Origin of the sequence: Arthrobacter sp. AL12 (assembly GCF_029960645.1) — a bacterium.
Taxonomy (GTDB): Bacteria; Actinomycetota; Actinomycetes; order Actinomycetales; family Micrococcaceae; genus Arthrobacter.
Genome location: NZ_JASBQY010000015.1, coordinates 68,969 through 89,028 on the forward strand (window position 1 = coordinate 68,969; position 20,060 = coordinate 89,028).

The window sequence follows — 20,060 nt, forward strand, 5'->3', positions numbered from 1 at the left end:
CAGCCAGCCCCGCGGGCGCCGCTCGGACGGCGGGGACCGCCGCCGTCATGACATCGCGTGCGAATCGGACTAGCTTTGTGTGGTGCCGACAATTTTCAATGCCGTGAAGCGGGTGCTGGTAGGCAGGCCGTTCCGGAACGACAGCCTGGCTCACACCCTGCTTCCCAAACGGATCGCCCTGCCCGTTTTCGCCTCCGACGCGCTGTCCTCCGTGGCGTACGCGCCGGACGAAATCCTCCTGACGCTGGCCCTGGCCGGCGTCTCCGCCGTGGCATTCTCGCCCTGGGTGGGCCTCGCCGTCATGGTGGTGCTGCTGACCGTCGTCGCGTCCTACCGCCAGAACGTCCACGCCTACCCCTCCGGCGGCGGCGATTACGAAATCGCCAACGAGAACCTGGGCAAATATGCCGGGCTCACCGTCGCCTCCGCGCTGCTGGTCGACTACGTGCTGACCGTCGCGGTGTCGATGTCCTCCGCGGCCACCTACCTGACCACCGCGGTGCCCTCGCTGCACGGCGAGCAGGCGATCATCGCGACGATCGGCGTCGTGGTCCTCGCCCTTGTAAACCTGCGCGGCATCAAGGAAGCCGGCACGGTGTTCGCCCTGCCGACGTACATCTTCATGGCCTCCATCCTTGGCATGACCGCCATCGGCGTCTTCCAGGCCACGACCGGCCAGCTGGGCGAGGCGCCGTCGGCAGCGTTCACGATCGTGCCCGCGGAAGGCTTCGACGAGGGACTGGTCGGCCTCGCCGGCGCGTTCCTGCTGCTCCGGGCCTTCTCCTCCGGCGCCGCGGCGCTGACCGGCATTGAGGCCATCAGCAACGGCGTGCCGAACTTCCAGAAGCCGAAGAGCAAGAACGCGGCCACCACCCTGCTGCTGCTCGGCGTGATCGCCGCTTCCATGCTGGCCGGGATCATCTACCTCGCCAACGCCACCAAGGTGCACATTGTGCTGGACCCGGCCACCGAGTTCCTGCTGAACGGCGAGCTGCTGCCGGAGGGCTATATCCAGAGTCCGGCGATCAGCCAGATCGCCCAGACGATCTTCGGCGCAGGCTCCATCCCCTTCTTCATCGTGGTCGCCGCCACCGGCGTGATCCTGGTCTTCGCCTCCAACACGGCCTTCAACGGCTTCCCGGTGCTCGGCTCCATCCTGGCCCAGGACGGTTACCTGCCCCGCCAGCTGCGCACCCGCGGGGACCGGCTGGCCTTCAGCAACGGCGTCCTGGCGCTGGCCGCCGGCGCCCTGGTGCTGATCATCGCCTTCAACGCCGACGTCACCAAGCTCATCCAGCTCTACATCGTGGGCGTCTTCATCTCCTTTACGATTAGCCAGCTCGGTATGATCCGGCACTGGGGCCGGCAGCTCAAGCTCGCCAAGGACCCCGCGTTGAAGCGGCGGATGCTTAAGTCGCGCACCATCAACACCTTCGGCTTCGGCATGACCGCCACGGTCTTGGTGATCGTTCTGATCACCAAGTTCCAGCAGGGGGCGTGGATCGCGCTGCTGGCCATGTTCGTGCTGTTCCTGATCATGTGGAGCATCCGGGCGCACTACGACAACGTGGCCAAAGAACTCGCCGTGGATGAGGACTCCTCGCCGCGGGCCCTGCCCACCCGGGTGCACGCGGTGATCCTCGTCTCGCATGTCCGCAAGCCGGTCCTGCGGGCACTGGCCTACGCCCGCGCGTCGCGGCCCTCCCGGCTCGATGCCATCACCGTGGACATCAGCAACGAGGAGACCGAGCAGACGGTCGCGGACTGGGAGAAGCTGGAAATCCCGGTACCGTTGACGGTGCTGGCCAGTCCGTTCCGCGAAACGGTGACGCCCATCATGGAATACATCAAGAACATGCGGCGCGATTCGCCCCGCGACCTGATCGTCGTCTACATCCCGGAGTACGTCGTGGGTAAGTGGTGGGAGCAACTGGTGCACAACCAGACCGCACTGCGCATCAAGACCCGGCTGCACTTCGAGCCGGGCGTTATGGTGGCCAGCGTGCCCTGGCAGCTGAAATCATCCGAAGAAGCCAAGAGACTGCAGGACATCCAATGAGCTCCGACACCCAGACGCAACCCCACACCGAACTGATCGTCGACGTCGGGCCGGTCGCCCACGGCGGGCACTGCGTGGCCCGGCACGAGGGGCGTGTGGTTTTCGTCCGCCATGGCATCCCCGGCGAGAAGGTCCGGGTCCGGCTCACGGAGTCCGGCCCCGACGCCAAGTTCTGGCGCGGCGACGTCGTGGAGGTCCTGGAGCCTTCCCCCGACCGGGTGGGGCACTTCTGGGACCTGGCCGATTCCGTGCGCTCCTGGTCGCACCGCCACCCGCCCGTAGGAGGCGCCGAACTGGGCCACATCTCCCTGGCGCGCCAGCGCAGCCTCAAGGCCGAGGTGCTGGCCGAACAGCTGCGCCGCCTCGCCGGCGTGGACGTGCCGGTGACGGTGGAGGCCGTGGGGGAGCCCGGAACCGAAGCGGCGGCGGGTCTCGCCTGGCGCACCCGCGCCGGCTTCGCCGTGACTCCTGCCGGGAAGCTCGGCATGCACGCGCACCGTTCCAACCAGATCCTCCCGGTCCGGGAGATGCCCCTGGCCTCGGACGCCATCAACGCCCTCCGGCTCTGGGACATCGACCTGCAGGGCATTGAACGCATTGAAGTCGCCGCCCCGGCCAACGGTTCCCGCCCGCTCGTGCTCCTGGTCCCGGCCGCGGGAACGCGCGCCAAACGGCTCAGCGCGGTCCTCGCCCAGCTGCCCGAGGACGTCTCGGTGGCGAGCTTCGATCCGGTCAAGGGCGAAGTGCTGCGGCTGCGCGGACGCACCTACGTGCAGGAGACCGCATCCGGCCACGACTTCCGTGTCACCGGCGACGGTTTCTGGCAGATCCACCGGGACGGCCCGGACACCCTGGCCGGGGCCGTGACCGGATTCCTGCAGGACGGCGGCTTCCTGGAACGGGGCGCCGTGGTGGCGGACCTGTACGCCGGGGCGGGGCTGTTCACCGCGCCGCTCGCGGACGCCGTGGGTGTCACCGGGTCCGTGCTGTCCGTGGAAGGATCACCCGGCAGCAGCCGGGATGCCCGGAAAAACCTCCATGACGCGACCCAGGTGGAGATCGTCCAGGGCCGGGTGGATCGGGTCCTGCGCGAGAAAGCACGAACTTTCGACGCCATCCTGCTGGACCCGCCCCGGGCCGGTGCCGGCAAGGCCGTCGTGAACCAGCTGGTCGGGGCGGGTCCGCGGGCCGTGGCCTACGTGTCCTGCGATCCGGCGTCCTTTGCCCGCGATGTGGGCTACTTCCAGCAGTCCGGCTGGGAACTGGCCGGGCTGCGGGCTTTTGACCTGTATCCGCATACGCACCACATGGAGACTGTGGCGCTGCTGACTCCCCGGGCCTGAGGACACTAGGATGGGCGGAGTAGTCCGACGTCGCGCTCCGTAATCACGGCTGACCTCCTGCACCCTGTACCGGTCCTTGTGCGAACAAGGCCAGCACCAGTTAGGGCAACCTAACTAGCAAGGGGTCTGCGGCGCGACAAAGATGAAACTGTTGCGAGAGGAGTCCTGCGATGAGCATTGTGGACAGCTTCGGTTCAAAAGGCAAACTTAATGTAGCCGGTACCGAATACGAAATTTTCCGGTTGAACTCCGTCGAAGGTGCAGAAAACCTTCCGTTCAGCCTCAAGGTATTGCTTGAAAACCTGTTGAGGACCGAGGACGGCGCCAACATAACGGCCGATCACGTCCGAGCACTGGCCGGCTGGGACCCCAGCGCAGAGCCCGACACTGAAATCCAGTTCACGCCGGCGCGCGTGATCATGCAGGACTTCACTGGCGTGCCCTGCGTTGTGGACCTTGCCACCATGCGTGAAGCAGTCAAGGAGCTCGGCGGTGACCCCAAGCGGGTCAACCCGCTGGCGCCTGCCGAAATGGTGATTGACCACTCCGTGCAGATCGACGCCTTCGGCAACTCCGGCGCACTGGAGCGCAACATGGAGATCGAGTACCAGCGCAACGGCGAGCGGTACCAGTTCCTGCGGTGGGGCCAGACAGCGTTCGACGACTTCAAGGTCGTCCCGCCGGGAACCGGCATCGTGCACCAGGTCAACATCGAGTACCTGGCCCGCACCGTCATGACCCGCGAAATTGACGGCGTTGTCCGGGCCTACCCGGACACCTGCGTCGGCACCGACTCCCACACCACCATGGTCAACGGCCTGGGTGTGCTGGGCTGGGGCGTGGGTGGCATCGAAGCCGAGGCGGCCATGCTGGGCCAGCCCGTCTCCATGCTGATCCCGCGCGTCGTGGGCTTCAAGCTGACCGGGTCCATCCCGGCCGGCGCGACCGCCACCGACGTCGTGCTGACCATCACCGAGCAGCTGCGCAAGCACGGTGTGGTCGGGAAGTTCGTGGAGTTCTACGGCGAGGGCGTCGCGGCTGTGCCGCTGGCCAACCGCGCCACCATCGGCAACATGAGCCCGGAGTTCGGCTCCACGGCCGCCATGTTCCCGATCGACGACGTCACCCTCGACTACCTGCGCCTGACCGGCCGCTCGGACGAGAACGTTGCCCTCGTGGAGTCCTACGCTAAGGAACAGGGCCTCTGGCACGATCCTTCCAAGGAGATCAAGTTCTCCGAGTACCTCGAGCTGGACCTGTCGACGGTTGTCCCGTCGATTTCCGGCCCGAAGCGCCCGCAGGACCGCATCATCCTCACGGAATCCAAGGACCAGTTCCGCCAGGACCTGCGCAACTACGTGAAGGAAGAACTGGCCGGCGGCAGCGTGGACGAGGCAATCGACGAAAGCTTCCCCGCTTCCGACGCGCCGTCCTTCACGGGTTCCGCAAGCCACCTCACGGACGAGGCCCCGCACGCGCACGGCCCGGCTGCCGACGGCCGCCAGTCCAACCCGGTCAGCGTCAAGACCGCGGACGGCCGCGAGTTCGAGCTGGACCACGGCGCGGTGTCGATCGCCTCGATCACCTCCTGCACCAACACGTCCAACCCGTCCGTGATGCTGGCCGCCGCACTGCTGGCCCGCAACGCCGTCGACAAGGGCCTGAGCTCCAAGCCGTGGGTCAAGACCTCCGTGGCTCCCGGGTCCAAGGTCGTCACCGACTACTACAACAAGTCGGGCCTGACCCCGTACCTGGAGAAGCTCGGCTTCTACATCGTCGGTTACGGCTGCGCGACCTGCATCGGCAACTCCGGCCCGCTCGACGCCGAAATTTCCGAGGCCATCCAGGCCAACGACCTTTCCGTCGCCGCCGTGCTGTCCGGTAACCGCAACTTCGAAGGCCGGATCAACCCGGACGTGAAGATGAACTACCTGGCCTCCCCGCCGCTCGTCATCGCGTACGCCCTGGCCGGCACCATGGACTTCGATTTCGAGAACGACGCCCTGGGCCAGGACGAAGCCGGCAACGACGTCTTCCTGAAGGATATCTGGCCGAACCCGGTCGAGGTCCAGCAGGTTATCGACTCCTCGATCGACAAGGAAATGTTCGCCCGCGGCTACGAGGGCGTCTTCGAAGGCGACGACCGCTGGAAGGCACTCTCCACCCCGGCCGGCGACACCTTCGCCTGGGATCCGAAGTCCACCTACGTCCGGAAGCCCCCGTACTTCGACGGCATGAAGGCAACGCCGGAACCCGTCACGGACATCTCCGGTGCCCGGGTGCTGCTGAAGCTCGGCGATTCCGTCACCACGGACCACATCTCCCCGGCAGGTTCGTTCAAGTCCGACACCCCGGCCGGGCAGTACCTGCTGGCCAACGGTGTGGAGCGCAAGGACTTCAACTCCTACGGCTCGCGCCGTGGCAACCACGAGGTCATGATCCGCGGAACGTTCGCGAACATCCGGATCAAGAACCAGATCCTGGACGGCGTCGAGGGTGGCTTCACCCGCGACTTCACCCAGGCGGACGGTCCGCAGGCCTTCGTCTACGACGCCGCGCAGAACTACCAGGCCGCCGGCACCCCGCTGGTCGTCCTGGCCGGCAAGGAGTACGGCTCCGGCTCATCCCGTGACTGGGCAGCCAAGGGCACCGCGCTCCTGGGCGTCAAGGCGGTCGTGGCCGAAAGCTACGAGCGCATCCACCGCTCCAACCTGATTGGCATGGGCGTCCTTCCCCTGCAGTACCCGGCTGGCCAGAACGCTGCCAGCCTCGGGCTGACCGGCACGGAAACCTTCGCCGTTGAGGGCGTCACCGCCCTCAACGAGGGCACCACGCCGAAGACGCTCAAGGTCACCGCCACGGCTGAAGACGGCACCGTCACGTCCTTCGATGCGGTCCTGCGCATCGATACCCCGGGCGAGGCTGATTACTACCGCAACGGCGGCATCCTGCAGTACGTACTGCGCCAGATCTCCGCTAACTAGCGGAGGGATCCTCCCGCGCGGAGGAACAGGTGCCAGGCGCGAAAGCCCCGGCCGGTCCCAGACCGGCCGGGGCTTTCGTGTTCCGTCCGTGTTCCGTCTGTGTTCCGTCTGTGTTCAGGACGCGTTAGGGACGCGTCCCGGCACGAGGGCTACTCCGGAGGCGTTAGAGTTAAAAGGCATGTCTACCACCCGAAGGAGGGGCCGTTGGGAATCTTGGAGACCATCCGGAATCCGCAGGACCTGAGCAAGTTGTCCGGGGCGCAGCTGGATCAGCTGGCAGCCGAGGTCAGGGAGTTCCTGATCGGCAACGTCTCCCAGACGGGCGGGCACCTGGGCCCGAACCTCGGCGTCGTCGAACTCACCATCGCGGTCCACCGGATCTTCGATTCCCCCCGCGACAGCATCGTCTTCGACACCGGCCACCAGTCCTACGTGCACAAGCTCCTCACCGGACGCCAGGACTTCAGCACCCTGCGCCAGCAGGGCGGCATGTCCGGCTACCCGGACCGCGGCGAATCCGAGCACGACATCGTCGAAAGCTCGCACGCCTCCTCCTCGCTCTCCTGGGCGGACGGGATCTCCCGTGCCCGGCAGCTGACCGGCGACGGCGACCGCTACGTCATCGCCGTCGTCGGTGACGGCGCCCTGACCGGCGGCATGGCCTGGGAGGCGCTGAACAACATTGCCGCGGACAAGAAGCGCCGCGTCGTAATCGTCGTGAACGACAACGGCCGCTCTTACGCCCCGACCGTGGGCGGCTTCGCGGACTACCTCGCCTCGCTGCGCCCCACCATCGATTCCTTCCGCGCCGCCCCGGCCTACGAAGGCACCCTGGACTGGTGGCGGAAGAAGCTGCAGAACGGCGGACCAGCGGGCCAGTTCACCTACCGCAGCCTGCACGCCATGAAGAAGGGCGTCAAGGACTGGTGGGCCCCGCAGGGCATGTTCGAGGACCTCGGGATGAAGTACATCGGGCCCGTGGACGGCCACAACCTCCAGGCCATGGAGCACGCCCTGGCCACCGCCCGGAACTACGCCGGCCCCGTGATCGTGCATGCCATGACCGAGAAGGGCCACGGCTACGCGCCCGCCCGCGCCCATGAAGCGGACCAGTTCCACGCCGTCGGGATCATCGACCCGGAGACGGGAGAGCCGACCGAGGCCGGCGGCGCCAAGTCCTGGACCGCAGTGTTCGCCGACGAGATCGCCGACATCGCGGACGATCGCAAGGAAATCGTCGGCATCACCGGCGCCATGCTGATCCCCGTCGGGCTGCACAAGTTCGCCGCCCGGCACCCGGAGCGGGTGTTCGACGTCGGGATCGCCGAACAGCATGCCCTCACCTCCGCCGCCGGCATGGCCTTCGGCGGGCTGCACCCCGTCGTTGCGGTCTACGCGACGTTCCTGAACCGCGCCTTCGACCAGCTCCTGATGGACGTCGCCCTGCACAAGGCCGGCGTCACTATCGTCCTGGACCGTGCCGGTGTCACCGGGCCCGACGGCGCCAGCCACCACGGCATGTGGGACATGGCAATGGTCCAGATCGTTCCCGGCCTGCACCTCGCGGCGCCGCGCGATGCCAGCCGGCTGCGCGAGGAACTCCGCGAAGCCGTCGCCATCGAGGACGCCCCCAGCGTGATCCGCTACTCCAAAGGCACCGTGGGGGCCGAGGTGGAGGCCATCGAGCGGCTCGGCGACGGCGTGGACGTGCTGGCCCGCCGGCCGGCCGGCTCCAGCGACAACGACGTGCTGATCGTCAGCGTCGGCGCGATGTCCGAACTCGCCCTCGACGTCTCCAACCGGCTCGGCGCGCAGGGCATCAGCTCCACGGTCGTGGATCCGCGCTGGCTGCTGCCGGTCCGGAAATCGATCATCGCCCTCGCCTCCCACCACCGCCTCGTCATCTGCATCGAGGACGGGGTCCGTGCCGGCGGCGTCGGGTCCCGGATCCGCCAGGAAATGCGGGCTGCCGGGGTGGACACCGCGCTCAACGAGGTGGGCCTCCCGGTGGAGTTCCTCGCCCACGGAACCCGCAGCCAGGTGCTCGAACGCGTCGGTCTGACCGCCCAGCAGATCACCCACGACGTCGTGGCGCAGGTCCTGGGGACCAAGGTCCCCTTCGCGCGGCCCCTTCCGGGCCAGGAACACCCCAGTACCGGCAACCTGCCGATCCTGTGAGGATTCCCGACGGACTGGCGCCGGGCGACCTGGTGGTGTCCCGGAACCGGAAATGGAACGGCAAGGCCCACTGGGTGGTGCCCGGCACCTACCTCGGCGAGGATGAGCACGGCTGGTGGATTTTTCAGGGCACCAACGAGTTCTGCTCCCGCCCGGGCGCAGCGTTCTACGCCGAATCCGACGCCGTGCTGCTCGTCCCGCGCACCGGGGAGTACGTCGCCACGTTCTACGACCAGGCCCATCCCGCCGGCGTCCAGGTCTATGTTGACCTGGCGACCGGCCACGGCTGGAACACGATCCGGCCCGGAGTCACCGAGTTCCACCTGATCGACATGGACCTTGACGTGGTCCGCACCGCGGACCGCGGGGTGTACGTGGACGATGAGGACGAGTTTTCCGAACACCGGATCGAGATGGAGTACCCCGCAGACGTGGTGGACCGGATCAGCGCCGCGTCGGACCAGCTTTACCAGGCCGTCAAGGCACAACAGCCACCATTCGACGGCGCAGACCGCGAATGGTTCAGGAAAGGACGGGCATGAGCGGAATTATCCGGGTTTACAAGCGCAACGACGAGGGGGTCCTCGAATTCCGGGAGGGCTGGTTCGACGAGGACTACAGCCAGTTCGTGATGAACCACGGCGTCGTCGGGCACCAGAGCAAAACCGATGAGACCGACGTCGCCGACGCCGCGGCCGCGGAGGGCCTGATGGATGCCTTCGCGGTTCAGTGCGCCGAGGACGGCTTCGCCGAAATCCCCGAGCAGGAGCAGTTCTGGGTCGTGGCCCAGTACGCCCTGAAGACCAAGGACGGCACGGACCGTGACCGCTACCTCGAGGAAAAGGCCAAGGACGCCCTGATCAGCCACCTGGCCTGGCGCGGACTCGGCATTGTGGACCGCTCGGAGTTCTCCGATGCCAAGCTCAACATCTTCATCCTCACCCCGGACATCAACAAGGCGGTCAGCGCGATCAAGGTCTGCATCCGCGGCGAGGATCTGGACTTCACCAAACTGAGCATCGGCGCCGCAGCCTTCGGCGAGACCTCCTTCAAGCTCAAGCACTCTCCGAAGCCGGCCAACAGCTTCACCCTGTAGCGCCCGGTACCTCCAGGGCCTGTAGCAACCCTGTAGCACCACGGCAGATCCACCGGCACGATCCACATCAGTTTTGGGGGCATCGACTGGAAGGTATGCATCATGGCACAGAAATCCGTTGAACCCGGCCGTACACCGCTGCCGCGGGGGATCGCGGCTCCCGCCCGCCGGGCCCTCGCCCACGCCGGCGTAGAGACCCTTGAACAGGTGGTGGCCCTGGGCGGGCGGGCCCTCGCCGGGATGCACGGCATGTGTCCGCGGACGCTCGCCCAGCTTGAGGATGCCCTGGACGAGCGCGGGCTGGAACTGCCCGCAGGGTAGCGTCGGAACTGCCTGCCGGGCTGTGCCGGTCCTGCAGTGCTGTACCTGCAGCGCCGGTCCTGCAGTGCTGTACCTGCAGCGTCGGTCCCGCAGTGCTGTACCTGCCGGAGGCCGCTGCCGGGGCGTTATAGGCTGAACCCCATGACTGAATACCGCCGCGTAGGTAATTCCGGACTGACCGTCTCCGTCGTAGGGCTTGGCTGCAACAATCTGGGCCGGTCCAATACGGCGACCGAGTCGCAGCAGGGGACCGACGCCGTCGTGCATGCGGCCCTGGACGCCGGGATTACCTTCTTCGACGTCGCCGACAGCTACGGCCGGGAGCCGGGCCTCAGCGAGACGATGCTGGGCAAGGCCTTGAAGGGCCGCCGCGGCGACGCCGTCGTCGCCACGAAGTTCGGCCTGGACATGCGCGGGACCAACGGGAACGACTTTGGTGCCCGAGGCTCCCGCCGCTACATCATCACCGCAGTGGAAGCCTCGCTGCGCCGGCTCGGGACAGACTGGATCGACCTCTACCAGTTCCACGCCCCCGACCCGCTGACCCCGATCGAGGAGACCCTCGCCGCCCTCGACGAGCTCGTCACCAGCGGCAAAGTCCGCTATATCGGCCACTCCAACCGCGCCGGCTGGCAAATCGCCGAGGCCGAGTTCGTCGCCCGCGCCCGCGGGGGAGCGCGCTTCATCTCCAGCCAGAACCACTACAACCTGCTGGACCGCCGCGCCGAGCTCGAGGTCACGCCCGCCGCCGAGGCCTACGGCCTGGGCGTCCTGCCGTACTTCCCCCTGGCCAACGGCCTGCTGACCGGCAAGTACGCCAAGGACACCGCGCCGGAGGGCTCACGCCTTAGCCACACCCGCACCAACCTGGTGCACGACGCCGACTGGGACCAGCTGGCTGCGTTCAGCGCCTTTGCCGCCGAGCGCGGCCTGACGGAGATCCAGGTGGCGTTCTCCTGGCTCGCGGCCCAGCCCTCCGTCAGCAGCGTCATCGCCGGCGCCACCCGGCCCGAACAGGTCCGGCAGAACGCCGGCGCCGTGGCCTGGGTTCCCAGCGCCGCGGAACGTGCCGAACTGGGCGACATCTTCCCGCGGACGCCGAAGGTCGCGCTGTTCTAGATGGAGCGGTCCCCCATGGCTCCCATCCCGGGGGCCGACGCCGGGTCCCGTTCCGTGGTTCCCGCACCGGCGCACACCATCCTGATGGACGTTGACACCGGAATCGATGACGCCCTGGCCCTCGTCTACCTGCTGTCCCGGCCGGAGGTCCGCCTGCAGGCCATCACCTGCACGGCGGGGAACGTTGGTGCCCGCCAGGTCGCGCTCAACACCCTGGCCCTTCTGGAACTCTGCGGACGGCCGGGCATCGAGGTGGCCACCGGCGCCGAGGTGCCGCTGGAAATCCCGCTGGTCACCACCGAGGAGACCCACGGGCCGCAGGGAATCGGCCACGCCGAGCTGCCGGCGCCCGCCCAGCAGATCTCGCCGCGCCACGCCGTCGACGTCTGGGTGGAGGAAGTCCGGGCGCACCCGGGGGAGATCACCGGGCTGATCACCGGGCCGCTGACCAACTTCGCCCTGGCCCTGCGCCGCGAACCGGAGCTGCCGATGCTGCTCAAGGGCCTCGTGATCATGGGCGGGAGCTTCTACTACCAGGGCAACACGACGCCGACGGCGGAATGGAACGTCTCGGTGGATCCGCACGCGGCCCGGGAAGTTTTCGCCGCCTACCGCGGCCTGCCGGAGGACAAGCTGCCGGTGGTGTGCGCGCTGGAGACCACGGAACGGATCGAGATGCTCCCGGACCACCTCCGGCGCCTCGGCGAGGCCTCCGGGGCCGGACCCGAACTGGTCCTCCCGGAGCAGCCCGAAGGGCTCCGCAGCACCTCCGCCAGCCCGCTTGTGGCCTGCCTGTCGGATGCGATCCGGTTCTACATGGAGTTCCACCGGCTCTACGGCCAGGGCTACGTGGCGCACATGCATGACGCGTTCGCGGCCTGCGCCGCCGTCGCACGGACCCCGTTCACCACCCGTCTGGCCACCGTGGACGTCGAAACCTGCTCGCCGCTGCTGATCGGCACCACGGTGGCGGACTTCCGCGGGCTGTGGGCCCTGCTGCCCAACGCCCGGATCGTCGCCTCCAACAACCCGGAGCACTGCTTCGAGGAGCTGATTTCCTCCGTGGGCGCGCTGGCCCGGTGGAGCATGTCCTCCGGGCCGCCCGCCACTGGCTAGGATGGGAGCTGCGCCGAGGTGACATAGGCGGATGTTGCAGCCCCCACCGAAGGACCATCCCCATGTCACAGCAGTCCCTGATCCTCCCTGCCACCGGAACCGGAACCGGTCCCGGTGCCGACTGCGCCGCCGGCACAGCCAAAGGACGGCGCAACCGCCGCCTGCTGGAGCTCGCCGGCGCCGCCGCGATCGCGGGCACCTACGTCTTCCTTGTCCTCACCCAGCCTGCGGACATCGCCAACGGACCGGCCAGCTTCTCCGCGCTCGTGGCCCTCGGCGGGTTCCTGCTCGGCGCGGTCCTGCTGATCGCGGCGGCACTTCCGGTCCTGCCCACGTCCACGCTGGTGCTGATGCCGGTGGCGCTCGTCCTGAACGTGGTCCTGGGCCAGCTCATGGGCAGCACCGGGCTGCCGTTCTACTTCGACGCCATCGGCACCGTCCTGATCGCCGTCCTCGCCGGGCCGGCGGCGGGAGCCGCCACGGGTGCCCTCAGCAGCATCGTCTGGTCCTTCTTCAACCCGACCGTGCTTCCTTTCGCGGCCGGGGCGGCGCTGATCGGCTTCCTCGCCGGGCTGGCCGCCCGCGGCGGGCTGTTCCGCCGCTTCTACCTGGCACCGGTGGCCGGCTTCGTCACCGGCATCCTCGCCGGCGCCGTCTCCGCCCCGATCGCAGCCTTCGTCTTTGGCGGCACCGCGGGCCTCGGCACCGGAGCGGTCGTCAGCGCCTTCCGCGCCATGGGCGACACCCTGCTCGCGGCCATCACCAAGCAGGCGCTGATTTCGGACCCCATGGACAAGGCCATCGTCTTCGCGATCGCCGCGCTGCTGGTCTACGCCCTGCCGCGCCGCACCACGTTCCAGTTCCCCTTCGTGCGGCGCCACCGGGTGCTCGCCGGCAAGGTGCCGGCAACGCCCGAAGCCTGAGGCCAACACGCCATGAGAATGCCCTACACCCTCCATCCGCTGACGTCGCTGACGGCAGCCGGCTGCACGGCCGTGCTCACGACGGCGGCGGGCGCCTGGCCGCTGTCGCTCGCGGTGGCCCTCGCGGCCGTCCTGTTGGCCGTGCGCGCCGGCGCCGGGCAGCAAGTGCTGGTGGCGGCTTCGGCGGTGCTGCTTCCCCTGGGCTTGTCCCTGCTGATGCTGCACGGGCTGTTCTTCCCGGAGGGCCGCACCGTCCTGGCGGCCTGGGGGCCTGCCCGGGTCACGGCGGAAGGCCTGGCCTTCGCCTGGGAGTCAGCCACCCGCACGGGCGCCTGCGTGCTGGTGCTGCTGCTCTTCGCCTTCACCGTCAGCACCCCCGATCTCGTCGCGGCGCTGGCCGGGCGGGGACTGCCGCCGCAGTTCGGCTTCGTCCTGGCCTCCGCCCTCACCCTGCTGCCGGCCATGGCCGGCCGGCTGGAGCGCATCAGGGCAGCACAGGAGGCACGCGGCCTGGTGCTCCGCGGCGGCGTGCTGTCCAGGCTCGCAGCAGTCCGGCTGCAGATGGTCCCGCTGGTGCTGGGCCTGATCGAGGATTCCGGCAGCCGTGCCGAGGCCCTCGATGCCCGCGGCTTTGGCGCCCCGGGCCCCAGGACCAGCTACCGCCAGGTCGCCGACCCGCCCGCCCAGCGCCGGCTCCGCACGACGCTGCTGCTGATCACCGCCGCAGCCGTGGCACTCCGGCTCGTGGCCTCCTGGCCGGCCGCGGGGCCCGCATGACAGCCACGGACCCCACCACCGCCGCCGCCGCCACCGCGTCAACCGCCGTGCTGGCCGCCCGGATCGGCAGCTTCAGCTTCCACGGCGAGAGAACCCCCGCGCTGCGTGACATCGATCTCAGCGTCCGCCCGGGCGTCCTGACAGCAGTCCTCGGCGGTTCCGGGAGCGGCAAGACCACCCTGGGCAAGCTGCTGGCCGGCTGGCACCGGCCCGGTCAGTCCGGAACATTCACCGGTTCGCTCACGCTGGCCGGGCAGCCGCTGGAGTTCCGGGGCCTCGAGGACGATCCCCGGATCAATCCGTCCGCCTGGTCCACCCGGGTGGGCTACGTCCCCCAGGATGCGGCCGCCATGCTCTCCACGGTCCGCTCCACCGTGGCCGAGGAACTCGCCTTCGGCCTGGAAAACCGCGGCACGCCCCGGCGGGACATGCTCCGCGCCGTGGCGCGCGCCGCAGAGCAGACCGGCCTCACAGCGCTCCTGGACCGGGATCCCGCCACCCTGTCCGGCGGGGAACTGCGCCGGCTGGCCATGGCCTGCGCTGTCGTCCAGGACCCCTGGGTACTGGTCCTGGACGAACCGCTCGCCTCCCTGGACGCGGCGGGCATCATCCAGGTCCGGGACCTCATCAACCGTCTCACCGGCGCCGGGACCGGCGTCGTGCTGCTGAGCCAGTCCGCAGACGGGCTCGCCCGCTCCGCCGGGCACTGGATCATCCTCGACGGCGGCACCGCCACCGCGAGCGGCATCCCCCGGGAACTCATCCGGTCCGCGGAACTGGCCCGGACCGGGACCCTGCTGCCCGCGGTCACCCACGCCGTGCCCGCCGTCCGGGGCCGCGCCCCGGAACCGGAAGCCGCTCCGGTGCTGGAACTGTTCGGCCTTGGTTTCGGCTACCCCGGGACCGGCGACGCCGACGGGGAGCCGCTGCTGCGGGACCTGGAACTCACGGTGCGGCCGGGGGAGATCGTGGCGATCACCGGCCCGAACGGGGCCGGCAAATCCACGCTGCTGCGCCACCTGAACGGACTGCTGCGTCCGCACACCGGGGAGGTGCGCATCCAGGGCCGCAGCATCGCCGGGATCCCGACCGGCCGCATTGCAGCCTCGGTCGGGCTGCTCTTCCAGCACCCCCGCGACCAGCTGTTCGAACGCACGGTGCTGCGGGAGGCCAGCTTCGGCCTCCGGCGGCTGCACGGCAGGGACGCCGCCGCCAGGGCGGACGAGGCGCTCGAGGCCGTCGGGCTGGCCGGGGCCGCCCGGACGCACCCGGCCGAGTTGCCGGCCTCCCAGCAGCGGCTGCTAGCGCTGGCCACGGTCCTGGCCCGCGGCCCGGCCGTCCTCGCCCTGGACGAGCCCACGGTCGGCCTGGACCGGCATGGCCTGGACCGGCTGGACCGGGCCGTGGCCGCCGCGGCGGCGCGGGGCGCCGCCGTCGTGCTGGTCACCCACGATGCCGCCTACGCCCGGGCCACGGCGCACCGCGTCCTGGCGCTCGACGGCGGAAGCCTGCGGGAAGGCTGACGCGCAGTCTGACGAAAAGCCTGACCCGCAGCTTGAATTCCAGGGGGCCTGCGACCCTACCCGGCCAACGCCGGGTAACCGAGCATGGGGCTATGAGCACACCAGCAGACACGGCCGCCATTGCCGATGTTCCGGCCGTCCTGAGGATTTCGTCCGGGATCTGGCTGGTTCTCGGGTCACTCGGAACCCTCTGGACCCTGACGGGACTGCTGATGGTGCTGGCCTTCAGCGGGATGGTCGCGCCGCAGACATACCTCCCGGAAAGCATCGGTTCGGACGCAAAGACGGCTCCGGCGCTGGTGCTCTATCTGACTCTTGCGTCGGCGGCTGGTGCGTATTTCACCTGCGCCAGGGCCGTCCGGCGTGGAAAGCCGTTTGTCCGCCCCGTCATCACGGTCATCCCCTTGGTCGGGCTCATCGTCGTTGTTCTGGCCACGGTCGCCGCCTTTTCGAATGTGTCCGCTCGCAGCCCGACGGCCGCAGCCGGGCTGTTGGCGGCGATCTTCCTGACGGTATTCTCGCAGGGGCTGCCTCTGGCCGGGGGACTGGTCGCAGCGGCCCTCGTCTGGCTGCCGTCCGCCCGCAGGTACTTCCGGCGCGTCGCCGAGGTTCTTCCGGCCTGACACGGCAGACCGGCGGACCCTGACTGGGCACCGGCGGACCCCGACGCGGCGGCGCCGCCGTCCGCACTGCGTGGCAGTGCGGACGGCGGCGCCGGTTGGAGATGCAGGCGCGCGGGCAGGTCCGACCCGCGACGGGCCTCGGGTCAGGTGCGGCTCAGGCGGCCGGCTCGGACGCCACGCCGGGCGCCAGGAGCTTCCGGCCGGTGACGCGCTCGGAGGCTCCCACCCGGTCCAGGTACGGGGTGATGCCGCCCAGGAACATCGGCCAGCCCGCACCGAGGATCATGCAGAGGTCGATGTCCTCCGGGCCCGCGACCACGCCTTCGTCCAGCATCAGGCCGATTTCCTCGGCCAGGGCATCCTGGGTGCGGCGCAGCACCTCCTCGCCGGTGGAGGGGGTGTCGCCGAAGGTCATCAGCGCCAGCGTCTCGGCGGGAATGAACGGCTTCCCGTCCGGCCCCTTTTCCGGGGTGCCGTTCTCCGCGGCCCAGATGGACTTCACTCCGTTGTCGATGAGTTTCTGCAGGTTCCGCGAGACCGGGAAACGGTCCCCGAACGCGGCGTGCAGCGACTCCTGGACGTGCTGGGCGACGGGCAGACCCACCATGGCGCCGAGGACGAACGGTGTCATCGGCAGTCCCATCGGGCGCAGCGCGTTGTCCGCCACCTCGGCCGGGGTGCCCTCGTCGAACGCGGCGGTGACTTCGCCCATGAGGCGCAGCAGGAGGCGGTTGACCACAAACGCGGGGGCGTCCTTGACGAGCACGGCGGACTTCTTCAGCCCCTTGGCGAGCTCGAACGCGGTGGCCAGCACGGCGTCGTCGGTCCTGGGGGCGCGGACGATTTCCAGCAGCGGCATCACGGCCACGGGGTTGAAGAAGTGGAAGCCCACCAGGCGCTCCGGATGCTCCAGGTCCTCGGCCATGGCGGTGACGGACAGCGAGGAGGTGTTGGTGGCGAGGATGCACTCGGCGGAAACGATCGCCTCGACTTCCTTGAAGACCTGCTTCTTGACGTTGAGCTCCTCGAACACCGCCTCGATGACGAAGTCGGCGTCGGCGAAGGCTTCCTTGGAGACCGATCCGGTGACGAGCGCCCGGGTCCGGTTGGCGGCGTCGGGGCTGATCCGGCCTTTCTGCAGCAGTTTATCCACCTCGGCGTGGACATAGCCCACACCCTTGTCCACCCGGGCCTGGTCGATGTCCGTCATCACCACGGGCACCTTGAGCTGGCGGGCGAAGAGCAGGGCGAGCTGGCTGGCCATCAGGCCGGCGCCCACGACGCCGATCTTGGTCACCGGACGGGCCAGCTTCCGGTCCGGGGCGCCGGCGGGGCGCTTGGACCGGCGCTGCACGAGGTCCAGGAAGGCGTAGACGGTGGAGCGGAACTCGTCGGTCTGCATCAGGTCCGCGAGCGTCTCGCATTCCAGCTCCGCGGACTGGGCCTGCGTCAGCGTCCGGTTGGCCTCCATTACCTCGAGGACCTTGGCCGGTGCCGGGGAGGCGTTGGAGGTCTTGGCTTCCACGAACGACCGGCCCGCGGCGATGGCGCCGGCCCAGCGGGCCGCGACCTCCGGGGTGGAGGGGTCGACGGCGTTGGCGCGGGCCGGGCTCACGGCGCCCGCGATGACCTGCGCGGCCCAGGCGACGGACTGTTCGACGAAGTCGGCAGGCTCGAACATGGCATCCGCCACGCCCAGTTTGAACGCCTGCGGTCCGGTCAGCGTCCGGTTGTTGCTCAGCGGGTTCTCGATCATCACCTTGACGGCGTTTTCGGGCCCGATCAGCCGCGGCAGGATGTACACCCCGCCCCAGCCGGGGATGAGCCCGATGAACGCTTCGGGCAGGGCCAGGGCACCGGCGCCGGTGGACACGGTGCGGTAAGTGGACTGCAGGGCAATCTCCAGCCCGCCGCCGAGGGCGAGGCCGTTGATGAAGGCGAAGCTGGGCACACCCAGGTTCGCCAGCGTGGCGTAGACGTCGTGGCCGAGCTGGGCCATCCAGAGACCGTGTTCGCGGCCGCTGATCGACTTGACCGTGGACAGGTCCGCGCCGGCGACCAGGAAGTAGGGCTTGCCGGTGACGCCGACGCCCACGATCTCCCCGCGGGCCGCACGCTCCCTGAGGCCTTCCAGGACGGTGCCGAGCTCGATCAGGGTGTTGGGGCCCAGAGTGGTGGGCTTGGAGTGGTCCAGGCCGTTGTCCAGCGTGACCAGGGCGAAGGTTCCGGGGCTGCTGCCGTCCACCGCCGGCAGCTTGATGTCCTGGACGTAGGAGCGGGTGAGAGTTTCGTTCGGGAAGAGGTCGGCAAGTTTGCGGAAATCGGCGGCGCTCATGCTGCGGCTCCAGTCTCGGTGGTGGGGGCGGTCGTCTGGGCGGGGGCGGTCATCTCGTCGAGGGCGAGGCCGTAGGCGGCGTGGTGCGGGTTTTCCCAGATCACGGTGGCGCCCATGCCCAGGCCGATGCACATCGTGGTCATGCCGAAGCGGACCGTGGGGTCCTCCTCGAACTGGCGGGCCAGCTGGTTCATCAGCCGCACGCCGGAGGACGCGAGGGGGTGCCCGACGGCGATCGCCCCGCCGTAGCGGTTGACCCGGGGGTCGTCGTCGGCGATGCCGAAGTGGTCCAGGAAGCTGAGCACCTGGACGGCGAAGGCCTCGTTGATTTCGAACAGGCCAATGTCCCCGATGCCCAGCCCGGCGTTCTTGAGGGCCTTTTCCGTGGCCGGGACCGGGCCGATGCCCATGACCTCGGGTTCGACGCCGGCGAAGGCGTAGCTGACCAGGCGCATCTTGACCGGCAGGCCCAGTTCCTCGGCGGCGTCGGCGGAGGCCAGCAGGGCGGCGGTGGCGCCGTCGTTGAGTCCGGCGGCGTTGCCTGCGGTGACCCGGCCGTGGGCGCGGAACGGGGTCTTGAGCGCGGCGAGGTCGCGCACCGAGGTGCCCGGCCGCGGCGGCTCGTCCACCGTGTTCACGGTCCAGCCAAGGCCCGGTTTCATCGTGGCGACGGGCACCAGGTCCGGCTGGATCTGGTCTTTGGCGTAGGCGGCCGCGAGCTTGTCCTGGGAGGCGACGGCGTAGGCGTCGGTGCGGTCCTTGGTGATGGCGGGAAAGCGGTCGTGCAGGTTCTCGGCGGTGTTGCCCATGTTCAGGGCCGCCGGGTCCACGATGCGTTCGGACATAAAGCGCGGGTTGGGGTCCGCGCCGGCGCCCATCGGGTGGTTTCCCATGTGTTCGACGCCGCCGGCGATCACGACGTCGTAGGCGCCGAAGCCGATGCCGCTGGCCGTGGTGGTCACGGCCGTCATGGCCCCGGCACACATCCGGTCGATCGCGAAGCCCGGCACGGTCCGCGGCAGTCCGGCCAGCAGGGCGGCGGTACGGCCGATGGTCAGGCCCTGGTCGCCGGTCTGTGTGGTGGCCGCGATGGCCACTTCGTCGATCCGTTCGGCCGGCAGGGACGGGTTGCGGCGCATCAGTTCGCGGATGCACTTGACCACCAGGTCGTCGGCGCGCGTTCCGGCGTAGATGCCCTTCTCGCCGGCGCGGCCGAACGGGGTGCGGACGCCGTCGACAAAAACGACCTCGCGGACGGCGCGGGGACCCGCGGCGCGGCGATTCGCGCTGCTCTGTAGTCCGCTGCTGGAATTTCCGCTGCTGGGGGGCTGGCTCACGTGGTACTCCTCATCGAGACATGGGTGCCGGATTTGCGTCGGGCGAATGGCAAAGGCAGATCGCGTCCGGGCGGCATCAAGCAACATGTTACTGGTCAGTAACATCCCTGGCAAGGAGGCGCCGGACACCCCGTCCGTTTCCCCTGGGACCGGAGAATTTGGCAACCGTCTTTTCAAATACCCCCGACAGGGCCATCATATGGTCCTACGCGGTGCGGAACCGGCCGCGGCCCCGGATTGCGGAGAGGAGAAGAAATCCTGCGGTCCATGCCCCGCTGCGTCCCTGATCGAGACCCCGTCCGTGCCTTTGGCCGACATCGGGTCCC

At 69.0% G+C, this 20,060-nt stretch carries 15 protein-coding genes; 13 read left to right on the forward strand and 2 right to left on the reverse strand.

Translation table 11 applies throughout. The features are described from left to right. The first annotated feature begins 82 nt into the window (after nucleotides 1-82). The 13 genes from QK291_RS15005 (at nucleotide 83) to QK291_RS15065 (ending at nucleotide 16,062) form a co-directional block, all read left to right on the forward strand. On the forward strand, nucleotides 83-2,059 hold the full coding sequence (locus tag QK291_RS15005) for an APC family permease (protein ID WP_282383330.1): 1,977 nt from the start codon (nucleotides 83-85) through the stop codon (nucleotides 2,057-2,059). Further along, nucleotides 2,056-3,402 carry a TRAM domain-containing protein gene (locus QK291_RS15010; RefSeq protein WP_282383332.1) on the forward strand — a complete coding sequence of 449 codons (1,347 nt, stop codon included), beginning with the start codon at nucleotides 2,056-2,058 and terminating at the stop codon, nucleotides 3,400-3,402. Before QK291_RS15005 ends, QK291_RS15010 begins: the two co-directional genes overlap by 4 nt. A gap of 170 nt (nucleotides 3,403-3,572) precedes the next feature. Beyond that, nucleotides 3,573-6,386 carry an aconitate hydratase gene (locus tag QK291_RS15015; protein ID WP_282383334.1) on the forward strand — a complete coding sequence of 938 codons (2,814 nt, stop codon included), beginning with the start codon at nucleotides 3,573-3,575 and terminating at the stop codon, nucleotides 6,384-6,386. 204 nt (nucleotides 6,387-6,590) lie between these two features. Then, nucleotides 6,591-8,564 (forward strand): 1-deoxy-D-xylulose-5-phosphate synthase, encoded by a 1,974-nt coding sequence (gene dxs / locus QK291_RS15020; protein ID WP_282383335.1) that lies wholly within the window; start codon nucleotides 6,591-6,593, stop codon nucleotides 8,562-8,564. Beyond that, nucleotides 8,561-9,106 (forward strand): DUF402 domain-containing protein, encoded by a 546-nt coding sequence (locus QK291_RS15025; protein WP_282383337.1) that lies wholly within the window; start codon nucleotides 8,561-8,563, stop codon nucleotides 9,104-9,106. Before dxs ends, QK291_RS15025 begins: the two co-directional genes overlap by 4 nt. Beyond that, on the forward strand, nucleotides 9,103-9,660 hold the full coding sequence (locus QK291_RS15030) for a hypothetical protein (RefSeq protein ID WP_282383339.1): 558 nt from the start codon (nucleotides 9,103-9,105) through the stop codon (nucleotides 9,658-9,660). The genes QK291_RS15025 and QK291_RS15030 overlap by 4 nt, the downstream gene beginning before the upstream one ends. A 102-nt stretch (nucleotides 9,661-9,762) precedes the next feature. Then, nucleotides 9,763-9,981: a hypothetical protein gene (locus QK291_RS15035; RefSeq protein ID WP_282383341.1), complete on the forward strand. Its 219-nt coding sequence runs from the start codon at nucleotides 9,763-9,765 to the stop codon at nucleotides 9,979-9,981. Nucleotides 9,982-10,122: 141 nt separating this feature from the next. After that, the gene (locus QK291_RS15040) at nucleotides 10,123-11,100 is read left to right on the forward strand and encodes an aldo/keto reductase (RefSeq protein WP_282383343.1); all 978 of its coding nucleotides are present in this window, start codon (nucleotides 10,123-10,125) and stop codon (nucleotides 11,098-11,100) included. Nucleotides 11,101-11,184: 84 nt separating this feature from the next. Then, entirely contained in the window at nucleotides 11,185-12,216 is a 1,032-nt protein-coding gene (locus QK291_RS15045; protein WP_282383379.1) for a nucleoside hydrolase, read from the forward strand. 62 nt (nucleotides 12,217-12,278) lie between these two features. Further along, nucleotides 12,279-13,139 (forward strand): ECF transporter S component, encoded by an 861-nt coding sequence (locus tag QK291_RS15050; protein ID WP_282383345.1) that lies wholly within the window; start codon nucleotides 12,279-12,281, stop codon nucleotides 13,137-13,139. A 12-nt stretch (nucleotides 13,140-13,151) separates the two neighbouring features. Next, a complete protein-coding gene (locus QK291_RS15055) occupies nucleotides 13,152-13,916 on the forward strand; it encodes an energy-coupling factor transporter transmembrane component T (RefSeq protein ID WP_348994584.1) in 765 nt (254 codons plus the stop codon). Next, the gene (locus tag QK291_RS15060) at nucleotides 13,913-15,439 is read left to right on the forward strand and encodes an ATP-binding cassette domain-containing protein (protein ID WP_282383346.1); all 1,527 of its coding nucleotides are present in this window, start codon (nucleotides 13,913-13,915) and stop codon (nucleotides 15,437-15,439) included. The genes QK291_RS15055 and QK291_RS15060 overlap by 4 nt, the downstream gene beginning before the upstream one ends. 92 nt (nucleotides 15,440-15,531) lie before the next feature. After that, complete coding sequence (locus QK291_RS15065) at nucleotides 15,532-16,062, forward strand: hypothetical protein (RefSeq protein ID WP_282383348.1); 531 nt, start codon at nucleotides 15,532-15,534, stop codon at nucleotides 16,060-16,062. Nucleotides 16,063-16,216: 154 nt separating this feature from the next. Here QK291_RS15065 and QK291_RS15070 read toward each other — a convergent pair whose 3' ends face one another. Continuing rightward, a complete protein-coding gene (locus QK291_RS15070) occupies nucleotides 16,217-18,397 on the reverse strand; it encodes a 3-hydroxyacyl-CoA dehydrogenase NAD-binding domain-containing protein (RefSeq protein WP_282383350.1) in 2,181 nt (726 codons plus the stop codon). Next, entirely contained in the window at nucleotides 18,394-19,734 is a 1,341-nt protein-coding gene (locus tag QK291_RS15075) for an acetyl-CoA C-acyltransferase (protein WP_282383352.1), read from the reverse strand. Before QK291_RS15075 ends, QK291_RS15070 begins: the two co-directional genes overlap by 4 nt. Nucleotides 19,735-20,060 lie beyond the last annotated feature (326 nt).

What these genes read in the sequence shown, in the direction of transcription:
- QK291_RS15040 (WP_282383343.1), top strand. Translation starts at nt 10,123, where the DNA reads ATGACTGAATACCGCCGCGTAGGTAATTCCGGACTGACCGTCTCCGTC.
- QK291_RS15055 (WP_348994584.1), top strand. Translation starts at nt 13,152, where the DNA reads ATGAGAATGCCCTACACCCTCCATCCGCTGACGTCGCTGACGGCAGCC.
- QK291_RS15035 (WP_282383341.1), top strand. Translation starts at nt 9,763, where the DNA reads ATGGCACAGAAATCCGTTGAACCCGGCCGTACACCGCTGCCGCGGGGG.
- QK291_RS15015 (WP_282383334.1), top strand. Translation starts at nt 3,573, where the DNA reads ATGAGCATTGTGGACAGCTTCGGTTCAAAAGGCAAACTTAATGTAGCC.
- QK291_RS15045 (WP_282383379.1), top strand. Translation starts at nt 11,185, where the DNA reads ATGGACGTTGACACCGGAATCGATGACGCCCTGGCCCTCGTCTACCTG.
- QK291_RS15050 (WP_282383345.1), top strand. Translation starts at nt 12,279, where the DNA reads ATGTCACAGCAGTCCCTGATCCTCCCTGCCACCGGAACCGGAACCGGT.
- QK291_RS15030 (WP_282383339.1), top strand. Translation starts at nt 9,103, where the DNA reads ATGAGCGGAATTATCCGGGTTTACAAGCGCAACGACGAGGGGGTCCTC.
- QK291_RS15070 (WP_282383350.1), bottom strand. Translation starts at nt 18,397, where the DNA reads ATGAGCGCCGCCGATTTCCGCAAACTTGCCGACCTCTTCCCGAACGAA.
- QK291_RS15010 (WP_282383332.1), top strand. Translation starts at nt 2,056, where the DNA reads ATGAGCTCCGACACCCAGACGCAACCCCACACCGAACTGATCGTCGAC.
- QK291_RS15065 (WP_282383348.1), top strand. Translation starts at nt 15,532, where the DNA reads ATGAGCACACCAGCAGACACGGCCGCCATTGCCGATGTTCCGGCCGTC.
- QK291_RS15060 (WP_282383346.1), top strand. Translation starts at nt 13,913, where the DNA reads ATGACAGCCACGGACCCCACCACCGCCGCCGCCGCCACCGCGTCAACC.